Raw genomic sequence first — 24,776 nt, 5'->3', positions numbered from 1 at the left:
TAAAGCAGGGCATAGCAATAGATGAATTCTTTATTTTTTGCATAAAGGTTAGGTTTTAGATTATACAAATTGGTTATTTTCAAACTGAAAAAATAAGAACTGTCGATCTTATTTTTCCTTTCATTATTGCTATAACGATTTAAGCAAGATATTGTTTGAGAAAAATTAAATTAAATGAAAAATATATTTGTTGTTAGAAGTTTAGTTTTCTGTTGTTTAATTATTTTTGGGTTATTTTCTCTCTGTCTTATAATTATGTGATCAGGGGGGATTTGGGTAGATTCCTAAAAAAATACTTCGAAAACATTTGTTTCTCGGATCGTATTGTTAGGATTGGTATCAATAGGAGGGGAAAGGAGAGGAAATCGATAGACAACGGAATAGTGGTGCCATTCCGTTGTCAGCCTTGGATATACTGATTGTATTTTTCAGATAGCTTTTTTTTACACGCCAGCGATTGCGTCGGAGATACCTAATATAACCCCTACGACAAGTCCCAGGAAATTAAATCCGATGGTGATGATGGCTATGATCCCGATGAATTTATAATGTTTCTTTAAAGCTTCGAGACAGAGCTCAAGTTGGATGCTATCGCGGTTTTCGACGGCTTTTTTTGCTTTGGATCCAAAATTATAGAGGAAATAGATCGGGAGGCAGGAGAAAGCCAGCAGCAGTAAGTAAAGCACACCGAAGGTCGATATTGTACCGGCCGAGACATATTCACCCTGACCCAAAGATAAGGCACTGGCCCCAAAGATCAAGCTAATCATGGTTATGGCCGATATACCGATAAAAATAAAACAGACAATAGCCAAAAAATTGGCCCATTTAGCTGCTGAAGCTAAGAAAGAAAGCCCTGCTGGAGACAACTTAATGTCTGCGGGTTCCTGAAAAGAAGAATTTTGAATACCGACTTCCATGAAAAAAGTGAATTATAAAGGTGTGCGAATTTCTAAAAAGTTCTCCGTTTTTAAAAACAGATTTTTAAAGAAACCAGTTCGAACGGACAATAGTTTATAGTTTTTAAATAAATACAAGGCAGAGTAGCGCAATTGCTACAAAAAAACGAGTTGATTAATAAAATTCTCGGTTGAAAGAAAGTTAATGAATTTTTTTAAAAAAGCTCAAGTTGGGAATGGAAGAATGTTGTTACAAATAAATCGGAGCGATTGACTGTGGAAAACTATTTTATATAGACTTGGTTCTTTGGAAATGGTGGTTTAAAAGGTGTTATAACGTTTTTTTTATTAAAAAATTATATAGGAAGATAAGAATTTCTTCCTGTATAGTATGAAGTGTATGTGTTGTAGTGTGTTAAGTTTATATTAAGTCCTTTGTTATTTGAAATCTCTTAGTAATTTTGCTTAACATTTTTTAACAAATCACATTATATGAAAAGATCTTTACTCTTTTTCGCTCTTGTAATGGCCAGTTATGGTGCTGTACAAGCTCAGGTCACGACAAGTAGCGTTACAGGTATTGTAAAAGAAGCAAACGGCAGTCTAACTTCGGGAGCTACTATCAAGGCAACACACGTGCCATCGGGAACGGTTTATTCGGGTTCTTCGAATGCGGCGGGCCGTTTTAATCTACCGGCGATGCGTGTTGGTGGTCCTTATAAAGTTGAGGTTACCTATGTGGGACAACAGCCTATCGTTTACGAAGAGATTTACTTGAAGTTAGGTGAGGCTTTTTCGCTAAATCCTGTTTTCGCAAGTTCAGGAACAACTTTAGGTGAAGTTTTGGTAACAGGAAGGGGTGGAAAATTAAATGCTACTAAAAGTGGGGTTGCGACAAATGTTGGATTAAAACAAATTCAAGAATTGCCACAAATTAGTAGAAGTATTACTGAATTTACCCGTATGACCCCCCAAGCCAATGGAACTTCTTTTGCTGGTAGAGATTCTCGTTATAATAATTTACAGATTGACGGTGCAAATTTCAATAATGGTTTTGGAACTGATACAAAAAATCCACTACCGGGTGGAAATTCACAGCCTATTTCATTAGATGCGATTGAGGAAATATCTGTTAATATTGCACCATTTGATATCACACAATCTGGATTTACCGGAGCTGGAATAAACGCGGTTACAAAATCGGGTACTAACCGGTTCCATGGTTCTGTTTACGGATATTATAATAACCAAAACCTCAATGGATTTAGAATTAATAAAAAGAAAATAGATTACGGAGAAGGGACAAAACAAAATTTTGGCTTTACATTAGGTGGACCAATTATAAAGAATAAGTTATTCTTTTTTGTGAGCGGTGAGCGTGAGGCAGCGACAGGCGTTAATGCGTCGGGAGCTAATTTATGGAAAGCTTCTAAAGACGGTGTAGCAAATATCGCTCAAAATATAACAAGAGTCAAAGAGTCCGATCTAGAGGCCGTTACCGAACATTTAAAGAATGTTTGGGGGTATGATCCTGGAAGATACCAAGGTTATGCAGATGAAGCAAAACAACATGGGAATAAATTTCTAGCTAGAATTGATTGGAATATTAGTGATAAACACAAAGCTGCGTTCAGATATAATATTTTAAAAGGTACATCGATGCAGCAAGCGAATTTCAATTCTGGGCCTTCTCCAAGATCAGCTTCTGGGAGGGTGAGCGAAAATTCTATGGTATTTGAAAATGGTAACTACTCCTTTGAAAATACAGTTAGCTCTTTGTCAGCAGAATTAAATTCTAATTTCAATTCACAACTTTCAAATAAGTTTTTATTTACTTATACGCGAGTACAGGATAAACGAAAATCACCTAGTAAAGGATTGTTTCCGTTTGTTGACATTTGGGATGGTAGCAGCTCAGGAACTAACTACATGAGTTTTGGAACAGAGTTGTTTTCTTATTTGAATGATGTTGTCAACGATAACTTTTCTTTCACGAATAACTTAACTTATACGTTAGGAAAGCATACATTTACAGGTGGTGTAGCATTTGATGTGCAAAAGTTTGGTAATTCCTATACACGTTCTGGAACAGGTTATTATCGTTATGCGTCTGTAGCGGATTTCTTGAAAACTGGTACAGCTCAGGAAGTTGCGCCAATTATGTATGCGCTTACATATCCCTATGAAGGTCAGGATACGTATTCGAGAGTCAGTTACGGCTTAGCATCTCTCTATGCCCAAGATAGAATTACTGTAAATGATCAATTCAACGTAACAGTGGGATTGAGAGCAGAATTGCCAATTTATATGAACAAATTAACTCCCAATGGCTCGATTGATGCATTAAATCTATTAGGAGTCGATGGGAATGAACGCAATTATGCATCGGGTAAATGGCCTAAATCGCGCGTTATTTTGTCTCCGAGAGTTGGTTTTAATTATGATGTATTCGGAGATAAATCCTTTATGGTACGTGGTGGAACTGGTATTTTTTCAGGCCGTGTGCCATTTGTATGGTTAACTAATATGCCAACAAATGCAGGTGTTCTACAAAATGTATTAGAACCCAAAAGCTATGACGATGTGGCAGGTTGGATTGGAAAGGTGCAATTCCATCCAGAGGATCCTTATTATTATGTAAAAAACCCGATCTATTATAAAGATAAAGAAGGTAAAGACGTAACGCCATTTATTACCAATCCAAAAGATGGAGCCCCTGATTCATTTGCTTTGGTAGATGATAATTTTAAAATGCCAACGATTTGGAGGTCAAGTATTGGTGCAGATTATAGAATACCTAATACACCAATAACGTTAACCACTGATATCTTGTATACTAGAGATGTAAATGCGGCATATCAATTTGGAGCAAATAGAAAAGCGACAACTGAGAAAATGACCTATGCTGGTGTAGAGCGTGATTTTTATCCAAATAACGGATCTTATCAATATAATCCATCCATCGGTGGAAACAGTGCAGTCGTTTTAACCAACACAAAAACGAAAGGACATGCTTTCTCTGCTACATTTGGAGGTTCATTATCATCATGGAATGGTTTATCGGGATCTGTTTTTTACACATATTCAGAAGCTAAAGAGGTTTCTGCAAATAATGGTTCAAATGCTAGTTCGGCATGGTTAGGTTCCCCGGTGATAAATAGCCCTAATCAAGATTTTTTAAGTATTTCAGATTATGCAATACCACACAGAATTGTTGCTAATATTAGTTATACAATAAAAAATACAACTTTGGGAGTATATTATAATGGAGCAAATCAAGGTAGATTCTCTTATTATCATAGTTATGATTTGAATGGAGACGGAATTACAAATGACTTGATCTATTTGCCTAAAAATACCTCTGATATGAAATTTGCTGATATTAAAAAAGGAAATGATGTCTTGTTTTCTAAAGCAGATCAAATAAAAGCCTTTGACCAATTTGTTAGTGATAATGGGTTAGAAGAATACAGAGGAAAGATCTTACCACGAAATCAATTTTTGATGCCTTGGTTAAATAGGTTTGATGTCAGATGGACGCAGAATTTATTTAATAATATTGCTACCGAAAAAGATAAGCTACAATTTACAGTTGATATTATTAATGTTGGTAACTTATTTAATTCTAAATGGGGAGTACAAGATGCGATATTGACTAATGGAAGGGCAATACTAGGCAGAGTTGAAAAAAATGCTGTGGCTGATCCTACTTTCCAAATGTTACAATACGACGGGAAATTAGTGACTTCTCCTTTTGTTCCAGCGAGCACCACTTCAACAACTTGGTCTGCAATGATTGGATTGAGATATTCATTCTAAACAAGTATAGGTGTTTAATTAAAGCCTCAAGGAATAAAATATTTCTTGAGGCTTTTTTTAACTTTAACGAGGGCTAATTATTTGGGAAGATTCTTTAGACAGAAATAATAGCTAAAATAGTTTATATATTTATTTTTTATAATACGGAAGGTCAAGATTATCACTTGACCTTCCGTATTATACCGATACATGAATAATGATCCGTTCAATTTTTATCTTAATAAATATAAGCTGTAGTAGGAGTATGTCAGTATTTGGTATTCATCTTGACTCACATTGCTTCCCCATTCTGATATCGAGGTATGATCAGCTGTAGGGTGGAACTAGGTACAAGCTAAAACAGATTTGGGACAAGGAATAGGCTAGCAGAACCAATCTGCAATCTTGCATGGGCTTATATAGTTTATTAACTGGCACTTTCGAAAAAGAAATGATAAATCAATATAAACTAAGAATTTTATGATGTAAATTTCAATCCGATAAAAACTTAAAGATGAAAGCAAAATTTACGGAAGTCTTAAATGATACATTATCTTATTTTCTACTTGGAGATATTGAATTGCTGCACGATTACCAAGTGAAAAATGGTTTGCCCAATGATCTTGCGACCGAATTTACAACAAAAGGAACTGGGAACCAGGTTGTTGAAGAGGGGGGCATGATTCCTCTGTCACGGGTTGAAAATTTATCCTATACCATTATCTTTCTAACTGATGATGAAGCACCCGAACTATTGAAAGAGGGGAATGATCTTCAGATCCGAGAAGATGGATACATCTTGAATGTAGCGAACGGTAAGATCTTGTTATTTACCTGGTGGATATTGAATGACTTTACAGCAGCGAAAGTGAAAGAGCGGATCGAACACCAACATAAGTTCGGAAAACCTCAATTTGAGCTGGAAAATGGCTGGTACAAGCTTAGTATACTTGCTGGATTCACACAGCAAGAAAGTTCTTTCAGAAATCAGGATGGAGAAAAAATTTATATGACTGGGTTAGAACCTACCTTTGAATTTGTACTGACCAAATCAACTGCAAAAGATCAATGTACTGCCGACATCTTTCGGTCTTATAAAATAGAACAGTAGACTATTGCGTTGTTATGTTGTTGATTGTCGATTTTTAAAATGGCAATAAATTAAGTTCAATTGTCGTTTTTGAAGTAATTTAAACTATTCTATTTTTTTATTGGTTTCCCTGTTATATCAAAATAAATATTAGAACCCATGATTAAAGCACTTATTGACTCCGTAGATTATGAAGGATTAAAAAATATTCTTGCGAAGCATCCTGATCTCGCAAATGAAGAGATTCCATTTGACGAATCCAACACATCAAAGGCACATCCTCTTCACCGGATTTGTGACGGTGTTTTTTTGAAGACTTACACCGATGAGCAGGCACTTGAAATGGCAAAAATATTTGTCGCCTTTGGAGCGAAAATAGATGGAAACAAAATGATCACAGAAAAGGATACTCCCTTGATCGCTGCTTGTAGTTTATATGCCGATAAATGTGCTTTGTATTATATTGAGCAAGGAGCTGAACTAAACCATTCTGGATGCGAAGGTGGTACTGCACTACATTGGGTTTCCTGGTGTGGTAGATCAGATGTCGTGAGCAAGCTAATAGAAAATGGGGCAGATATCAATAAGATATCTATCCGGTATAAATCAACACCACTTATATGGGCATTTAACTCTTTGCGAGAAGCGGATTCAAAATACCACCAATCAATTATAGACTGTATCAAAATTCTTCTAGCATCTGGAGCAGATAAAAACATTCCAGATGGTGACGGAGAAACTTTTTTTGATTATATGAACGATGAGCAATTGGGGTTGAAAGATGTGCTCAAGTGATCATGCAAATAATTAGATCATTTGACACAATAGAATAGGTTGCTACAACCTGTTTTGTGTAGCTAATTGGCTTGTGTTCAATAGAAAATAACAACTTTATCGTTGAAATTCGAAACTTATTTTTCTTTCAGTTCCCGATTGATAGCTTTAAATTTGTTCGAGACTTATTAATATATAGATTTGTCCAGGTTATCATGGACAATGATTTACTTTCTCTACCCTCCCAGGCAAACAGAGTGATTAGAGGAAGTGTAAATGTCCCGTAATTGTCTTCGTGTTTTTGCAAAATATACTGAGCGATTGTGGGCATTTGTTTTATTCAATAGGCTTTTTCAAAACAAGCCAGTTATCTATAAGCTACCTATCTCCCTAATAATTTCCTGACATAAGATTCTCAAGCTTTTTTTAGTTGCACATTTCCAGCGCTTTTTAAGTACGACCTAAATACAGATTTTACGCCACCGACTAACCCGATTATCGGAAAAAGGTCTGCTTTCTCTGAAATATATTACGCAAATAGGGATTGTTAATCGGGAGCAATCGTATTATTGTTGAATAATATGTGCCTAAAACTAGTCAGGGATTGGGGCAAATCTTGAGTTTTTCGTGAACTGATTTTTAAATTCTGTTGTTTGATTATCGCCTGGTATTTATAATCTTTGTATAGATTATAACATACAAATTATGGGAAGTTCCCACGAGCAGTCTTTAGGTATAGCCTTGCCAAATTCCATCCGGCATTATCCCATGGGAGATCAGGCGATTGTCCTTTCTTTTGGTGATTCGCTTTCCGAAGCCGTCAATACACAGGTTCGTAAGGTCGTGGCCTGTATCGAAAACTGGTCGCAGCCAGGCGTTATTGAGTATGTTCCGGCCTACACAACAATCACGATATACTATGATCCGCTGACGATTACCTATCAGGAACTATTGACTGCATTTCAAACAATCGTACAAGATATATCAGATGATCCGAAATATCAGGCTGTAAAAAAGGAAATCCCCGTCTATTACAATGGGGATGACCTCGCTTATGTGGCCCAATACAATGGGTTGACGGAAGAAGAAGTTATCCATATTCACAGTGCTCCGGAATACCGGGTATATATGATCGGTTTTGTTCCTGGATTTCCCTATTTGGGCGGTCTAGACAGCCGGATCGCAACAGCACGAAAAGAAGTACCCCGCTTGAAGATTGAGGCTGGAGCGGTAGGGATTGCGGGACAACAGACTGGAGTGTATCCGATTGCGACACCTGGAGGCTGGCAGATCATTGGACATACGCCATTGCAACTGTTTGACCTCAAACGTGAAAAACCCTCCTTGCTTGAAGTGGGGGATCTTGTGTGTTTTGTGCCTATAACTTATGATGAGTTTGTTCAACTAAAAGCAGCATCCTATGGGCATTAAGATCATCAAGGCGGGCATGTTGACTATGATACAGGACTTGGGACGTTATGGTCTACAGCGCTACGGTATGGCAGTTAGTGGGGCGATGGATAGCTATGCTTTACTGTTGGGCAACAGTATACTGGGAAATGTAGATAACGAAGCCGCAATAGAATGTACTATCATTGGTCCTACCATTTATTTCGAACAGGCACAGCTTATCGCTGTGACAGGGGCAGACCTGTCGCCCAAGGTTGATGGTCAGCCCTTACCAATGTGGAAACCTGTCTTGATTGAGGCTGGTTCATTGCTTTCCTTCGGGAGACCAAATTCAGGCAGCCGGGCTTATATCTGTTTTCGCGATGGACTTGATATCCCCGAAGTACTGGGCAGCAGATCAACTTATAGCAAGGGAGAAATAGGTGGCTGGCAAGGTCGGCCACTCAAAGAACAGGACCGGATTGCTTTCAACCATCCCTATGATAGTGGAGAAACCCAATTCTCCTGGAGCATTGACTCTGCGCTGTATCCAGACCTTTCTACTGGAGTCATCCGGGTGATGGACGGCCCACAGCGAGATCAGTTTGAAAGCAACTCACTGAAAAGCTTCTTTGCGGATGTGTTTACTATTAGCAAAAACTCGGATCGGATGGGATACCGCTTACAATCCAGACCATTGCAGCTAAAAGAAAAAAAGGAACTGTTGTCAACGGCGGTCACCTTTGGTAGTATACAGGTGCCAACGGATGGTAACGCAATTATTTTAATGGCTGACCATCCGACCACAGGCGGTTATCCCGTCATTGGCCAGGTTGCTACTGTAGACCTTCCGCTCCTGGCGCAAAAGAACCCATCGGATATTATCCGTTTTGAACGGGTCGACCTGGATGAGGCCCAAAATTTATTGAAACAGCGTCATCAACAATTAATTAAACTGAAAAGTGCAATCGCATTGAAATATGAATAAGCAACTGACTATAGATTTAAATTGCGATATGGGCGAGAGTTTTGGCGCTTGGACAATGGGCAATGATGAGGCTATCCTGCCTTATGTTTCCGCTGTCAATATTGCCTGTGGTTTTCATGCCGGAGATCCTTCGACTATGATGAAAACCATTCAGCTGGCCCTGAAATATAATGTCAAAATAGGCGCCCATCCCGGTTTTCAGGATCTGGTAGGTTTTGGAAGACGGGAGATTCAGACTACAGCTCGGGAAGTTTACGAACTGGTTGTCTATCAGATTGGTGCACTTGCAGCATGTGCCAAGGTGCAACAGACAACATTACGACATGTGAAGCCGCATGGCGCCCTCTATAATATGGCGGCGCGCAAACCTGAATTGGCCGATGCCGTCGCAGCAGCGATCTACGCGATCGATCCAAACCTCATCCTATATGGTCTTTCGGGCAGCGAACTCATTAACGCCGGCCTGAATAAAGGCTTGAAGGTATATAGTGAAGTCTTTGCTGACCGTACTTACCAACAGGATGGCACATTGACAGCAAGGTCGGATAAAAATGCGCTTATTCATGATCCTGAGCAGGCGGCAGAACAGGTCTTGTTTATGATCAGAACAGGAAAAGTGACTTCCCTGCAAGGGTATGAAGTGGGTATTCAAGCCGATACCATCTGCCTGCATGGTGATAGCCCAGAAGCCGTACAATTTGCCAAGACAATCAACCAAACGTTAAAAAAACACGATATACTGATCCGATGAAACAAAAAAATACTTCAGCACTCATTGGTGCGGCATTGTTGATGGCGACATCGGCTATCGGTCCGGGCTTCCTGACACAAACGACGGTTTTCACAAAATCGCTGGGCGCGAGCTTTGGATTCGTGATTCTGGTATCCATCCTAATTGATATCGGGGTTCAGTTAAATATCTGGCGTGTGATCGCAGTATCCGAAATGAGGGCACAGGATATCGCGAATAAACTGTTGCCCGGATTGGGTGGTTTTATCTCGCTACTGATTATCCTCGGCGGTTTGGCATTCAATATTGGCAATGTCGCTGGAGCGGGACTGGGGTTGGAAGCCCTCTTTGGTGTAAATGTCATGACCGGAGCCTGTATCTCGGCATTCATTGCTATCGCTGTTTTCCTAAACAAACAGATCGGCAAAGCCATGGATCGCTTTACCCAGCTCATGGGGGCGATCATGATTTTAGCATTTATCTACATCACATTGATATCTTCGCCGCCATTGGGCGAGGCTGTACTGCGTACAGTAGCTCCGGCAAAGATTGATTTTGTTTCGATCATAACATTGGTAGGGGGCACTGTCGGCGGATATATTACTTTTGCGGGTGGTCATCGCTTGATTGATGCTGGGGTAAAAGGATTTGATGCCTTGCCTACCGTCAATAGAAGCGCTGTCATGGGGATATCTGTTGCTTCGCTGGTTCGGGTCTGTCTATTTTTAGCTGCCTTGGGTGTGCTGAGTCAGGGTTTGTTGATTGACGATGGTAATCCTACAGCCTCAGTTTTCCGGCTTGCGGCAGGCAATTTTGGCTATCGCCTGTTCGGTCTGGTCATGTTCGCAGCTTCGATTACCTCCATTATCGGTTCGGCTTATACTTCCGTTTCATTTATAAAAACATTTAATGCACGGATTGCAAAAAATGAAAATTGGATTATCATTGCCTTTATATTGATTTCCACCCTAATATTTGTTTTTGTTGGTAAGCCTGTCCATCTATTGATTATCGCTGGTGCCGTGAATGGTTTTATATTGCCGATCTCGTTGACCGTGATGTTGATAGCTGCCTACAAACCTGCTATTGTGGGCGTCTATAAACAACCGATTCTGCTGACATTGATTGGGGCAACGATCGTTGTGTTAATGGCGTTTATGAGCCTAAGAGTACTAATGGATCTGTAAGTCTTTCGAACATCAGGTCATAGTTTTCAGCATACAAGTGCCAATATCCTCAACTTTCCGTCGGGTATCCAATTTTGGAAAGAAAATCAGCTTGAAGCATTTGCAGGCGAGCTTTATCAAGGGAGACAGAAATCAAGCTGAAATTGTCGTTTGACACGTTAAATGAACTTTATATGTAAAATATTTTTATAACTTTCTGGTATCACGTATTTTAATTTGATCAATAATCCTTTTAAAATGATGACCGTCCAACGTTATTACCGCCCTGAATTAGATGTATTACGCTTTATTGCTTTCCTCTGTGTCTTTTTTGTACACCGCATGGATCTTGCTCCCTTTGATCCTGTTAAACAATACTGGCTCTATAACATTAATTTGGTAGGTAACTTCGGTGTTCCGGTCTTTTTTTTACTAAGCGCATTCTTGATTACGGAATTACTGACCCGAGAGCAGGAGCAGACTGGTCGGGTGCATCCAAAAGCTTTTTATATCCGACGTATACTGCGTATCTGGCCACTTTATTTTTTGGTATTCTTTGGCTGGGTATTGTTGACCCCGTTTTTTTTTCCTGCATTTGCGCTACCGCCACTGGCCTGGGGTTCTTTTAGTCTATTTGCAGGCAATATATACATCAGTACGCATGGATGGTTGCCAGCTTATCCGCTCAATCCACTATGGAGTATATCTGTAGAAGAACAGTTTTATATCTTGATTCCCTTGTTGGCTGCCTATGGCGGTCGTCGTGGTCTGAAAATGGCAGCCTATCTGTTCCTCGCGCTGGCCTATATTTTTCTTATTTATTATGGGCTACACCCGACCAAAGAGTTTAACAGTGCATGGACCAATAGTTTTGTGCAGTTTCAGTTTTTTGCCGTTGGCATATTACTGTCGTTATATTTCAAAGGTTGGATGCCCCAATGGTCACTGATCACACGTTTTCTGCTGATTGTCGCGACTCTGGGATGTTGGTTGCTGGCTTCTATTGCCTGTGGAATACATGCTGATGCCCCCCATCTTTCGAATGTGCCACAAACTGTAATTGGTTGGATGCTGATATTGCTTGGTAGCCTATTATTGTTTCTCAGTTTATTGGGGATGCCCGAACGCTATTTACCCAAACCTATGATCTATCTTGGCCGTATTTCCTATGGTCTCTATGTATTTCATATCTCTTTTTATTGGCTGATCTATAAAACATTTGCAACAGAACTGACAACTTTAAGCCAGTCTCTCGGGCTAGAAGAATGGCGGAATACGCTTGGCTTTGTGATCGCTTTTATCGCCACGGTACTGCTGTCTATGTTGTCCTATCATTTTTTTGAAAAACCATTTTTGAGACTGAAAAAGCGCTTTACATTTGTGCCCTCAAGGGATTGACCCGAAATCTCATTTTATTCCACTAAATTAGTTTGCTAAAGAATTGAACAAGAAGCATTACTGCAAAAATGTAGCGTACCATGAGTATTCAAACCTATCTGAACCAGTTCATAAACAAAAAATACACTTACTATTTTCTGTTTATTCTGATCCATATAGGTTTTATGCTGCTCAACAGGAAATTATATGCTGCGGATGACGACTGGGTGCCATTCGTACCTATCTTTTTTGTCCATTTTTGCCTAATGGTCGCCATTACTTTGGTCAATGGCTTTTTATTGTTTCCTTGGTTTGAACGGACAAAAAGAGGATTTGCTTATCTCACGGCCGTGCTCTTTTCTATTCTCGTTTACGTATCGATCATTGTGCTGACAGAATATTATCAGCTTATCGAAAAACTTCCTCACTTTGCAACTACGGACTATAAGCAACTGGCCTGGAGTTCCTTTTTGGATGCATTATGGTTTGTCGTGGTCTCCTGCATGATCTCTATTACACAAACACGTTATGAAAAAGACCAGCAATTGAAGAATTTTCAGATCGCACAGCTGAACTCCGAACTGAATTACCTGCGATCACAGATCAATCCCCACTTTTTGTTTAATGGTCTGAATACGGTTTACGGACTTATCGATAGACATAATGGTACCGCCCGAGATGCATTGGTACAATTTGCAGACCTATTGCGGTATGGATTATATGAAGCTAATGCAGATACCGTAGATCTGGCAAAAGAAATTTCTTACCTGAAAAGCTATATGGAAATTCAGCAGATGCGAAAAAATGAACTGTTAACCGTGGAACTTACAGTCGATGTAACGGATGAGGGAAAACGGATTGTACCCTTATTATTCTTACCTTTTGTAGAGAATGCATTTAAGTTTAGCGGATATACAAATGAAAAGGAAAGCTTTGTCAAGATTTTACTCCGGCAGAAAGAAAATGAGCTTTTATTTGAATGTGAAAACTCGTATGGGCCCAGCGTACAGGAAACTGGTGGTATTGGATTGGAAAATGTCAGACGACGTTTGCAACTATTGTATCCTGCAGCCCATACATTACAGATCGAAAATGATGGTACAATCTGGTCTGTTAAATTAAATATTATGATATGAATAAATTGAGTTGTATTATCGCGGATGATGAACCTATTGCAAGAAAAATATTGCGTGAATTTATAGATGATATTCATTTTTTACAATTGGTGGGTGAATTTGAGAATACCAATCAACTTGATCAATGGCTTCAACAGAATAAGGCGGATATCCTATTCCTTGATATTGAAATGCCTCAAAAAACGGGGATTCAGTATTTACGGGAAATCAACGCCAGACCAGTCGTCATATTGACGACGGCATACCCTGAATATGCGTTGGATGGCTATGATCTGAATGTGCTTGACTATTTACTTAAACCAATCGCCTTTAAACGATTTTTGAAAGCAGTGTTAAAAGCCAAAGAATACATGGAATCGGGTCGGACAGAAGTACCTCCTCCTCCTTTTCTATTTGTTCGTTGTGAAAAGAAAATCGAAAAGATAAATTTTGCGGATATACTCTTTATTGAATCTGCTGGAAATTATGTTTTCATCCATCTCACGGAAAGGAAGATCATGGCTTATTTGACATTAAAAAGCATCGCTGAACAGCTGCCCGCAGAGGAATTTATTCGGATACATCAGTCCTTTCTCGTGGCGCTGGCTAAAATTGATCGTATTGAGCATAATATGATCTGGGTGCAAAATAAACAGCTCCCGATTGGTAGAAGTCATCGGGAGCCACTCGCTCAGCGTATCGAACGCTATATTCTGAAAAGGGGGAGTTAAATCAACAGCAGCTTTCTAGTCAATATTTCCACCTAAATGGTCGAAAATTACCCCTCAAAAAAGTAGTTACATAGCGATATTTGGTCTAATAACTAAATATAAACCCAGCTAATGATAACTATTGTGAGGTCAATACTCTCGGGTATTGCTGTGTCCTTGGCACTATATGGTCAGGCACAAAGCATAGATTTGAAAACCTGGCCCGAAAAGGCCAATCCCACAACCGTAGGGCGTTTGGTCGCACAGCGTTTTGTCGAAAGTCCACATAACAGCTTTAAACCACCAGCGCCACCCAAATCCATTACCTATCCCGAAGTCTGTACCTGGTACGGCGCATTGAAGTTTGCCGATATCAGTTCTGACAAGGCACTACTTGAGCAGCTTACCCAACGCTTTATGCCTCTTTTTGATACGGAGAAACATTTGTTGCCACGACCTTGGCATGTGGATTTTGCGGTATTTGGAACCGTTCCCCTTGAACTTTATCAGCAGACAAAAAACAAAACTTTTCGCGAGATGGGAATGCGTTTTGCCGATGCCCAATGGAGCATCCCCATTGATTCGCCCCAAACTGTGAAAGATGCCTACCAAAAGTTTCTGGATCAGGGACTCACCTGGCAGACACGTTACTGGATAGACGATATGTATATGATTACCATGGTGCAGTCCAAGGCATTTCAGGTGACTGGAGAGCGTAAATACATCGATCGGGCTGCCCATGAAATGCTGGTCTATCTCGATACCATCCAAAAGGAGAATGGACTATTCTATCATGCTCCAGATGCACCCTTCTTTTGGGGGAGGGGAAATGGCTGGATGGCGGCAGGGATGAGCGAACTGCTGTCTTCTTTACCGACCGATAACCCCAATAGGCCGGCGATATTAGCCTCTTACAAAAAAATGATGGCCAGCCTCAAAAAGTATCAACGTGAAGATGGACTGTGGGGCCAACTGATCGATAAACCGGAATCCTGGGTCGAAACCTCGGGTTCAGCCATGTTTACCTATGCCCTGATTACAGGTGTGCGAAACGGCTGGCTTGATGCAAAAGAATATACAGCAATCACACGTAAGGCTTGGTTGGCTCTTGTTGGCTATATCAACGAACAGGGAGATATCGCCAATGTCTGTGAAGGTACCAACCGAAAAAATGATTATCAATATTATCTGGACCGAAAACAAAAGACGGGTGACATGCACGGGCAGGCGCCGATACTCTGGTGTGTAAATGCCCTGTTAAAAAAATAAATGCTATGGAGAGAATCTTGATGATCCTTATGCTGTTGCTCTGTACACAGGCAAAAGCGCAACCTATTCAATGGAAAGAGCAGTATCCCGGTGTATGGAAAGGTACCTTTGGCCAGCCTGAGAAATATACCTTGCTGGGTGCTGCGGATAGCAAACCGCGCGCTGCAACACTTGAACAGCTGCAATCAACTGATTTTCCATTTCCGAAAATGGAAGTTCATGCGGAACTGATTGACGGGAAAACCTATGTGCGGATGCCGTTGACAAAAAACGAACAGATCTATGGTTTAGGCCTGAATTTCCAAACTGTTCACCAACGTGGTAAGATCCTTAATCTGCATGTCGATCACTATGGTGGCAAAGATAATGGCCGTACGCATGCTCCGGTTCCTTTTTATGTATCCTCCAAGGGTTATGGAGTGCTTGTTAATTCTGCACAGTATCTAACCTATTACGTGGGTACAGGCGTTCGTAAAGATGCTAAGGAGCCGGCAGAAGCCAAGGATCGTAATACTGATAAAAGCTGGAATTCGCGTCCTTATTCAGATGCGGTAGAGATTTATATCCCGGCAGCAGGTGTGGAAATTTATGTCTTTGCGGGCATCAATCCCCTGGACGCGATCAAACGGTATAATTTATTCTGCGGTGGTGGTACATTGCCGCCACGATGGGGACTGGGATTTACACAACGGGTACAGAAACTCTATACTGCCGAAGAGGTACTCAATGAAGCGGCCCAGTTTGAAGAACATGGTTTTCCGCTTGATTTCATTGGGCTTGAGCCCGGATGGCAGTCGCGCGCTTATCCATGTACCTTTGAATGGGACAAAGGACGTTTTCCGGATCCAGCTGCTCTGATCAAGAAATTGGCTACGAAGGGAATTCGTCTAAATCTCTGGACAAATCCGTACGTCTCGCCAGAAGCGGGTATCAGTAAGGCCATTGAACCTTATACAGGTTCCCATACCGTCTGGAATGGTACAGTTCCAGATTTGAATCATCCCGAAGCTAAAAAAATCCTCGCTAAACAATTCATGGATGCCCAGCTCAATATTGGCGTCAGCGGCTATAAAATGGATGAAGTAGACGGTTACGATTATTATCTTTGGCCTGATATGGCCAAATTTCCGTCGGGTATCAGTGGTATCCAAATGCGGCAAACCTATGGTGTACTTGCACAGAAACTGACCGATAGTTTATACAGAAGTCAGAATAAGCGAACTTATGGACTGGTACGTGCATCGAATGCTGGAGCCAATAATTTGCCCTATGTCATCTACAATGATTATTACAGTCATCAAGATTTTATCACCGCACTGGTCAATAGTGGATTTTGCGGTGTACTATGGACGCCGGAAGTGCGGGGATCGAAAACTGGGCAGGAATGGCTACGTCGTTTTCAGTCTGTTGTCTTTTCGCCAATGGCGATGATCAATGCCTGGTCCAGCGGGACAAAACCCTGGTCTTTTCCCGAAGTCGCTGATCAGGTGAAATATTATGCACAATTAAGAATGGAGCTGATGCCGTATTTATATTCCGAATTTGCGAAGTATCATTTTGATGGTACACCTCCTTTCCGGGCGATGGTATTGGAAGAAGGCTTCCAGGGGCAGGCTAAGGCCGTGTTGGGAAACCAGGATCTGGAAACAAATCCTTACCTGGAAGCCGTCAACAGGGAGGTGAAGGATCAATATATGTGTGGCGAATATATACTGGTTGCGCCGCTATTCGCTGGAGAGTCGTCCCGAAAGGTGTTATTGCCAAAAGGTAATTGGTATGATTTCTATACAGGAAAATATGTGGGCAATGGAGAGGAGATCGTAGCAGATCCAGGTATGGACCGTATACCCGTCTACGTCAAAGATGGTGGTATTATACCCATGATGGGCAGCCGTCTACACACGCCGCTCCCCAATGAAAAAGTCGATTTGACCATCCGTCATTACGGGGAGAAGGAGGGTAACTATCAGCTATATGATGATGACGGTGTGAGCTTTGATTACGAAAAAGGGAGCTATGCTTGGCGTCGGGTGTTGATCAAAAAAAATGCAAAAGGGGGCCTAAGCGGAGAAATATCCGGACCGCAGACGGGAAAACCGAATACATTTGGGAAGGTTCAATTTGAATTTATGACAAAATAGGAAAAATAAAATAGCTTATTCCTGATGGTCTAGAAAAGTGCTTTTTGAGATTAAATGACCATTTTTTACTGCTAAAAAGAACAGAATTTACACCCTCTGACAGGAGGAACTGAGCGATATTTGAGTAATAACGAATTATAAACAATAACCAATAAGAGCATAGGAATGAATCTGTCATTAGCTTCGATCAATGTGGAAGCTGAGACGAAATGGGGCCATGATGGCCGGCATACCTTAGTATAATAAATAACCAATTAATAAATATCTAACTTATGATGAAAAGTATCACAAAAATGGGGTGCTTTGTACTCTGCCTATTTTTAATAATGGGAAGTATGGGTTTACCGCTCTTTGCCCAACAAAATGTTCGGCTTTCCGGCAAAGTGAGTAATAGCAAAGGTGACGCACTACAGGGGGTGAGCGTCCGAGTAAAAGGAAAGAGCCAGGGAACAAGTACAGATGCTTCCGGGAAGTATCAGATTGAGGCTGCTCCGGCAAGTATACTCGTTTTTAGTCAGGTGGGGATGAAAGCCGAGGAGCGTACTGTTGGTGCTCAACGACAAATCGACGTACAGCTGGTTGAAAATGACAATGCCTTGGATGAAATTGTCGTAACGGGCTACGGTAGTGCTGTTAAAAAGCGCGATCTGACTGGGGCTATCTCTTCTGTGAGTGCAAAAAAGATTGAAGAGCGCCAGCCGATCAACATTTTTGATGCCTTACAGGGACAAGCAGCAGGGGTACTCGTCACCAATGATGGTGGTGGTGCTCCCGGAGCAACTGGTAGCATCCAGGTGCGGGGGACTTCGACATTAAATGGTGGTAATGGTCCTTTGTATTTGGTGGACGGTATCATTAATCCTGAAGGTGCAAATATCAATCCCACAGACATTGAGAGTATTGAGGTACTAAAAGATGCTGGTTCGGCGTCAATTTATGGTACACGGGGTGCCAATGGGGTGATTTTGATTACGACCAAACGCGGATCGGAGGGGAGACCATTGATCAATCTAAATTACAACCATCTTTTTGGTCGCTTGTCACATTACATACCAGTTAGCAATTCGGCCGAAGTTCGGGAGTTCAGAAATATACAGGGTAACGCAACCAATACGGATTCTATAAATCCAAGTTTCAATGCCGATAATGATCTTCAGCGTTTGTTATTGGGGAACCTCGCTCAAAAGAAAGAGATTAAATTGAGTATTGGTGGTGGTCAGAAAAATCTTCGCTACTACAGCAGTTTGAACTATTTGGATGATAAATCTATTATGTTAAACAGCTATGCAAAAAGGTTGCAATCACGTATTAACGTCGAATATCAGATGTCGTCCAAATTGCGCTATTCCAATAATATTTCCTTTTCTTGGCAAAAAACAAACGCTACACCAATTGGAAATACCATCCGTGTCCTTATGGATCGACCTGCTTATTCTTTAATTTATTATCCAGATGGATCGTTGACGAGTTACATCGGATCGAAGCGAAACCCTATTGCCAATGCGCTGTATGAAGAAAATCTGATTCAGACCTATGCAGGACAATTCAATAATCAGCTTGATTATCAAATAAGAGATGATCTGAAATTCACAACATTATTTAATGCGCGATTAGACAATACGCAGACTACAGAATTTTCGCCTCGTTTTCTGTCTGCCAAATTGGATCAAAATTACGGAACAAACGAGTTCAACAAAATCTTTACATGGGAGTTTCAATCGTATCTGAATTATAATAAAACCTTTGCGCAGGATCACAATGTCTATGCTTTACTGGGGTTTAGTGCTGATCGAAGAAGAACAGATCGCTTTCATTCGGAGTACATGAATAGCGTCAACGAGGAAATCCGGGTTAGCTTGCCTGATTATTTGGTTTTAGCGAATACAAACACCTGGGCGACAGCCAATGCAACGGCATCCATATTTGGTCGGGTTGGTTACAATTATAAAGGTCGCTATTTGGTACAGGGTTCCTTCAGAAGAGATGGTTCCTCGCGTTTTGCTCAGGCCAATAAATGGGTAAATTTTTTCTCAGGATCCGCAGCATGGCGATTCTCGGATGAAAACTTTATGAAGTGGGCGAAACCAGCATTACAGGATGCGAAGATCAGATATAGTATCGGTCAGCTCGGAAATGATCAGATCGGAGATTATGAATCCTATACTAAAGTAAAATTTGGTGGTAATTACAACGGGATCGGTGGAGCTTCATTGACACCGACATTCGGAAATAACTTGATCAGATGGGAAAAGACAACACAGCATAATGCAGGGTTGGATCTTACCTTCTTAAGTGGACGCTTAGGAGTTACAGCTGATTATTACGTGAAAACAACCACAGATTTACTATACCCAAGAGAATTGGCTAAAGAAGCTGGATTTTCAAAAGTTAATGTGAATTTTGGCTCGATTCGTTCCAAAGGAGTGGAATTGATCGTGAATGGTAAACCGATTGTGACGCGCGATTTTACTTGGGAAGTTAGTGGAAATATATCTTTTGAACGTAATAAGATCTTGAAACTGGCTGATGGTGTACCGACATTTGCGGGCAATAAATGGTATGTAGAAGAGGGCGGTCGTATTGGCAATTTTTATGGTTGGCGCAATCTGGGTGTCTATGCCTGGGATGAATCGAATGCTTACAATGATAATTGGGATAAGTTAACGCTGACCTTGGACGATCAAGGTAAACCTTTATATCGTGATGGAAAGCCTGTCTATACTTTCGATGGTCGTGATTATAACGGAACTGTACAGCAGTTATATGCGCCTGATGGCAAATTAAAAGGCGGAGATGCTGAATGGCTTAATAATAAAAAAGATAGTTTGATCAACGATGAAGACCGGATGGTTCTCGGTAATGCAACTCCCGATTTCTACTTCGGTTTTATGCAGACTTTTACCTATAAACGGTTTTCACTAAATGTTCTTTTCAATGGTTCGTTTGGGCGCGAAGTGTATAATGCGCTATTGCAGCGCCAGAATTACCCTACAAATACTGGGGCGGGTTCGCCGGATATGGTCTATAATGTATGGCGCAAACCAGGCGACCAGGCCAAATATCCTTACTATTTGGAAAAAAATAACCGCGGAAATATGAAAACCAATCAAAATAGCCTATATATCGAAGACGGTTCGTTTGTGCGTCTTGCCAGTGCACGCTTATCGTACACATTTGATCAGCAATTGATCAATAAGTTGAAAATGAAAGGGCTTACGGCTTATGTATATGGAACGAATCTATTGACCTGGACCAATTATAAAGGCTATGATCCGGAATTCAGCACAACGAATCCATTAACACCGGGTGAGGATGACGGGCGTTATCCAAGAAGAAGAGAATATGGATTTGGAGTAAATATCAATTTTTAAGAGATTTTAGTTATGAAACCATCACGATTTATCCAAATGAAAAGTAAGTCAGATCGCTTCATCACTTTTAAGAAAAAATTATACAGATGAAAACAAAGATTTTAGCACTATTACTTTTGTCGGCCACATTAGGGGGATGTAGTAAATTTCTGGAGGAAAAACCTTTGGCAGAAGTTGCATTGGATCAGCATTTTAAAAATCTATATGATGTACAGGCTGCTATGGCAGGAATGTACAGTGGATTTCAGATAGAAATGATTGGCGTAGGTAATGCAAAAGATAATTTTTTGGAAAAATACTTGTATTGGGGAGAATATCGCTCAGATAATTTTGACCGGAGCATTAGCTATACCAAAGATTTTATTGATGAGATTGTTTTAAATGGTATTACTCCAACCAATCAATTTTCGGATTGGAGTGGTTTATACAACATCATCGGAAGAGCCAATCTGAATATTAAATATATTCCGCAGGCGGCTAAATTAGATAGCCGGATTACAGCACAAATGGTTGATGATTATTTAGCACAATGTTATGCCCTCCGGGCAATGTGTTATTTCTACCTGGTCCGCGTATGGGGAGATGCTCCGATCTGGTTGGAACCTTATGAAGATATTAATCTGCCGGCATCACGTCCAAGGGACAAAAAGGAAAAGATCATGGATGAAGTGATTATCCCCGATCTGGAAAAAGCCTATGCGCAGGTGGATAAGGATGCCAAAAACCCACTATGGACGATCGGTAGTGCAGGGGTCTGTGCCATGATGGCTGATGTTTACATGTGGAAGAAAGATTATCCGAATGCGAAGATATGGATCGAAAAATTGTTTTTGGCCAAATCTCCTACAGGTGTAAGCTATGCGGGTACCAATGAGAAAAATTTGCAGGACGCTGCCACCTGGAAAGCAATTTTCACTGGGCCATTGAATAGTAAGGAAGCCATTTGGAGTATACATTGGGATTATACAAAAAACGGATGTGCTTGTATGCAGACCTCATGGGCGCCTAATAATAAGCCAATTGTTGTCGACGAAACAGCATGGGCGGATTTGTTCCAACCACAGACGACCAGCACACCAAGTTCTGATATCCGTCCGCAGCAGACCCTCGATGTTTATTACGGTTTACCGAATAACAAGCGGGACCGCTTTATAAAATGGTACCCTACAAATGCGACTCCGACCAAAGAAGATCCTTGGCCAGCAACCAATCAAATGCTTCCGGTCTATTTGACGATCTATAGATTGGCTGATATTTACCTCTTATACGCTGAAGCTTTAAATGGATTGGGTGACAAGGCAAATGCCTTAAAATACCTCAATTTTGTACGTAAACGAGCCAATCTCCCAGAGTACGAAGCGAGTAACCCTGGTTTGGCAACTGCTTATCAGCTAGAAACTGCGATTCTGAACGAACGCCGCATGGAACTATATGGTGAGGGGAAACGCTGGTTTGACCTGGTACGTACTGGCCGTGTAAAAGAAGTGATGGACCCTATTCTGAAACGTAGACAAGAAGATGCTGGGAGTTTAGACAAACCAGGCTTCCTGGATCCACAACGAAGAGTGTATTGGCCTGTTCATCGAAATGTGTTAAACTCCAATACGTTATTGGTTCAAAATCCGGGATATACTGATTAATAGATGAATATAAATCAAAGAGTCATGAAAAGAATATGTAATATAAAATGGACACAATATATGGTTATTGCAGCAAGTTTGCTGCTGACAGGCTGTTCGCTTTTCGATTTGGAATTACAGGAAAATTACGATTACAAACATAAAACACTGGATCCTAATATTGGGATCAGTGCACGCAAATTTTTGGAAAATCGTTCCTATGAAACTACAGAGAATCCATCGGATACGATCTTTAAATGGATGCGTAAAGGATTAGAGTATGCTGGTATAGGTCTTGAGGAATTGGATAAGACGGATCGCACATTTATCTTTTTACACAATGATGCGATAAAAACATGGGATGCAAAAACGAAAAAGGTGACTGCTGGACTTTTCTTCGATGTTCCTATTGTGACTGGGGAGGATGGTACAGGCAAGCCTATTACCAGACCAGCTACGAAATGGGAAGATTATAACCGCGATGATGTTCGTAATTATTTTCTTTATCTCATTTTACAAGGGAATTACAACTTTGATAAATTGACTATTTCCAATGTCAAAGCCAAAACATTGCTTCCAGTAAATACAGTGGCAAGTAAAAGCTCCCTGTTGGGTTACATGAACGAAGGGAAAGGTTTTAACCAGGAGGGTGTGATGTATCTAAAACTGGTCAATAACAATGATCTGGCACCGATCCAGATCAACGATAAAACAACCAATAGATCTGGGGGGTACGTGACAATGAATGGCGTGGTACATGTTTTTGGATCCAAAGGAAATACCACAGTGTATCCTTTTTAAGTACTGTGGGGCAAAATGAACCTTATAAACAAATGTAAATATGATGAGAAACTTTTCAGTATTATCCGCTTTATCACTTTTATTGGTGATGGGGAGTAGCTGTGAAAAACCAGCTGCGGTAAAATTGCAATTAAATGGTATCGCCTGTGTGCAATGCCATACTATTCAATCGGCTACGGATTTGCAGGCTTTAAGTCTGCAGCCGGGTGACACGGTGATCATGAAATCGGGACAATGGACGAATCAGGAACTGACATTTAATGCACAGGGAACAAGCCAGCAGCCTATTGTGCTGCTCGCCGAACAACCTGGATCAGTGATCATGAAAGGTACTTCTTCCATTAGCATTACGGGGAAATGGCTCGTGGTTAATGGACTGGTATTCCAAAATGGGTATACCTCCGGAAAAAATGTGGTTGATTTCACCTCTTCTTCATCAAATTGCCGGTTGACAAATACGGCTATTGTGGATTATAATCCACCTGCAGCAACTACTGACTATAGATGGGTATCCATTAATGGATCGAATCATCGTATTGATCATTGTTATCTCAAGGGGAAATTACATCAGGGACCTACGATGGTGGTCTGGGGGACAAATAAAACGATGAAACACCGGATCGATCACAATTTCTTTGGGGAACGGGCAGAGCTACCGAATAACGGTGGCGAAACGATCCGTATCGGAACAAGTGACTGGTCCATGACCAGTGCATTTACGACGATTGAGGATAATATTTTTCAACGTTGCAACGGTGAAACTGAAATTATCTCGAACAAGATGGGGGGCGATACCATCCGCAATAACTTCTTTCATGAGAGCGAAGGGACGCTATGTTTGAGACATGGAAATGGTTCTGCTGTTTATGGGAACTATTTTGTCGGTAACGGCAATAGTGCAGCTGGTGGTATCCGGATAATCGGAGAGGATCATATTGTCTACAACAATTACTTCCAAAATATGGCGGGAACAGGACAAAAAGCACCTTTGGCTGTCATGGATGGTGTACCTAATTCACCGTTAAGCGGTTACTATCAAGTAAAACGTGTGAAGGTGGTGGCCAACACCATGATTAAATGTAAGCAATCATTCGATATCGGTTCGGGAAAAGGGGGGAACAGTCGCACCTTGCCACCAACAGATGGACATATCGCCAATAATGTGGTGTCGCAAGCTGCAAGTTCAACCATGCTGACCTTTACAGATCAACCCATTAATTTTACCTACCAGGGAAATATTGTATTTGATGTGCCGACGAGCCAACAGCTTCCAGCTGGTTTTACACGTCAAAATCCAAAATATACGTTGACAACTGATGGAATCTATGAGCCGACCAGTACCAGTCCGGTGTTGGGTGCTTTTGTCGGTAATTATCCTTTTGCTGCCGCAGCGGATGCTGGTGCTCCAAAATTGGACGCTAAACATCGGGATTTACTGAAAGCACAAAATATCGGTCCGGGATTTATGACGGGACTGGGAAATAGCTTGGTCATCAATCCGTAAGCGTTTGTGTCGGAAGGACCCGGTTTGCCCTCATT

At 40.9% G+C, this 24,776-nt stretch carries 17 protein-coding genes; 16 read left to right on the top strand and 1 reads right to left on the bottom strand.

Going from position 1 to position 24,776, the window contains the following annotated elements; translation table 11 throughout:
* Positions 1 to 443: 443 nt before the first annotated feature.
* Positions 444 to 920 carry a hypothetical protein gene (locus tag M2408_RS16095; protein WP_259183328.1) on the bottom strand — a complete coding sequence of 159 codons (477 nt, stop codon included), beginning with the start codon at positions 918 to 920 and terminating at the stop codon, positions 444 to 446.
* Positions 921 to 1,391: 471 nt separating this feature from the next.
* Here M2408_RS16095 and M2408_RS16090 point away from each other — a divergent pair, with 471 nt between their 5' ends.
* The 16 genes from M2408_RS16090 to M2408_RS16015 all read left to right on the top strand — a co-directional run bounded on the left by M2408_RS16090 (position 1,392) and on the right by M2408_RS16015 (position 24,741).
* Positions 1,392 to 4,718 (top strand): TonB-dependent receptor, encoded by a 3,327-nt coding sequence (locus tag M2408_RS16090; protein WP_259183327.1) that lies wholly within the window; start codon positions 1,392 to 1,394, stop codon positions 4,716 to 4,718.
* A gap of 493 nt (positions 4,719 to 5,211) precedes the next feature.
* A complete protein-coding gene (locus M2408_RS16085) occupies positions 5,212 to 5,808 on the top strand; it encodes a hypothetical protein (RefSeq protein ID WP_259183326.1) in 597 nt (198 codons plus the stop codon).
* 138 nt (positions 5,809 to 5,946) lie between these two features.
* Complete coding sequence (locus tag M2408_RS16080; RefSeq protein WP_259183325.1) at positions 5,947 to 6,582, top strand: ankyrin repeat domain-containing protein; 636 nt, start codon at positions 5,947 to 5,949, stop codon at positions 6,580 to 6,582.
* Positions 6,583 to 7,266: 684 nt separating this feature from the next.
* Positions 7,267 to 7,992 carry a 5-oxoprolinase subunit PxpB gene (gene pxpB, locus M2408_RS16075; RefSeq protein WP_259183324.1) on the top strand — a complete coding sequence of 242 codons (726 nt, stop codon included), beginning with the start codon at positions 7,267 to 7,269 and terminating at the stop codon, positions 7,990 to 7,992.
* Positions 7,982 to 8,938, top strand: coding sequence for a biotin-dependent carboxyltransferase family protein (locus M2408_RS16070; protein WP_259183323.1), 957 nt, complete (start codon positions 7,982 to 7,984; stop codon positions 8,936 to 8,938). The genes pxpB and M2408_RS16070 overlap by 11 nt, the downstream gene beginning before the upstream one ends.
* Positions 8,931 to 9,689 (top strand): LamB/YcsF family protein, encoded by a 759-nt coding sequence (locus tag M2408_RS16065; RefSeq protein ID WP_259183322.1) that lies wholly within the window; start codon positions 8,931 to 8,933, stop codon positions 9,687 to 9,689. The genes M2408_RS16070 and M2408_RS16065 overlap by 8 nt, the downstream gene beginning before the upstream one ends.
* Positions 9,686 to 10,855 (top strand): NRAMP family divalent metal transporter, encoded by a 1,170-nt coding sequence (locus tag M2408_RS16060; RefSeq protein ID WP_259183321.1) that lies wholly within the window; start codon positions 9,686 to 9,688, stop codon positions 10,853 to 10,855. Before M2408_RS16065 ends, M2408_RS16060 begins: the two co-directional genes overlap by 4 nt.
* 237 nt (positions 10,856 to 11,092) lie before the next feature.
* Positions 11,093 to 12,232 (top strand): acyltransferase, encoded by a 1,140-nt coding sequence (locus M2408_RS16055; RefSeq protein ID WP_259183320.1) that lies wholly within the window; start codon positions 11,093 to 11,095, stop codon positions 12,230 to 12,232.
* Between the two features lie 80 nt (positions 12,233 to 12,312).
* A complete protein-coding gene (locus tag M2408_RS16050; RefSeq protein ID WP_259183319.1) occupies positions 12,313 to 13,347 on the top strand; it encodes a sensor histidine kinase in 1,035 nt (344 codons plus the stop codon).
* Positions 13,344 to 14,057 carry a LytTR family DNA-binding domain-containing protein gene (locus M2408_RS16045; protein ID WP_259183318.1) on the top strand — a complete coding sequence of 238 codons (714 nt, stop codon included), beginning with the start codon at positions 13,344 to 13,346 and terminating at the stop codon, positions 14,055 to 14,057. Before M2408_RS16050 ends, M2408_RS16045 begins: the two co-directional genes overlap by 4 nt.
* Positions 14,058 to 14,168: 111 nt before the next feature.
* A complete protein-coding gene (locus tag M2408_RS16040; protein WP_259183317.1) occupies positions 14,169 to 15,305 on the top strand; it encodes a glycoside hydrolase family 105 protein in 1,137 nt (378 codons plus the stop codon).
* Positions 15,306 to 15,310: 5 nt separating this feature from the next.
* The gene (locus M2408_RS16035; RefSeq protein WP_259183316.1) at positions 15,311 to 17,446 is read left to right on the top strand and encodes a TIM-barrel domain-containing protein; all 2,136 of its coding nucleotides are present in this window, start codon (positions 15,311 to 15,313) and stop codon (positions 17,444 to 17,446) included.
* A gap of 272 nt (positions 17,447 to 17,718) precedes the next feature.
* Positions 17,719 to 20,817 (top strand): TonB-dependent receptor, encoded by a 3,099-nt coding sequence (locus tag M2408_RS16030; protein WP_259183315.1) that lies wholly within the window; start codon positions 17,719 to 17,721, stop codon positions 20,815 to 20,817.
* An 86-nt stretch (positions 20,818 to 20,903) separates the two neighbouring features.
* Positions 20,904 to 22,457: a RagB/SusD family nutrient uptake outer membrane protein gene (locus M2408_RS16025; protein ID WP_259183314.1), complete on the top strand. Its 1,554-nt coding sequence runs from the start codon at positions 20,904 to 20,906 to the stop codon at positions 22,455 to 22,457.
* 24 nt (positions 22,458 to 22,481) lie between these two features.
* Positions 22,482 to 23,237: a hypothetical protein gene (locus M2408_RS16020; protein ID WP_259183313.1), complete on the top strand. Its 756-nt coding sequence runs from the start codon at positions 22,482 to 22,484 to the stop codon at positions 23,235 to 23,237.
* Positions 23,238 to 23,277: 40 nt separating this feature from the next.
* Positions 23,278 to 24,741, top strand: a complete 1,464-nt coding sequence (locus M2408_RS16015; protein WP_259183312.1) for a polysaccharide lyase 6 family protein — start codon at positions 23,278 to 23,280, stop codon at positions 24,739 to 24,741.
* Positions 24,742 to 24,776 lie beyond the last annotated feature (35 nt).

The organism is Sphingobacterium sp. BIGb0165, from assembly GCF_024810095.1.
Lineage (GTDB): Bacteria > Bacteroidota > Bacteroidia > Sphingobacteriales > Sphingobacteriaceae > Sphingobacterium > Sphingobacterium detergens.
The sequence above is the reverse complement of the archived record's forward strand: the minus strand, read 5'-3'. Positions and strand labels throughout refer to the sequence as shown.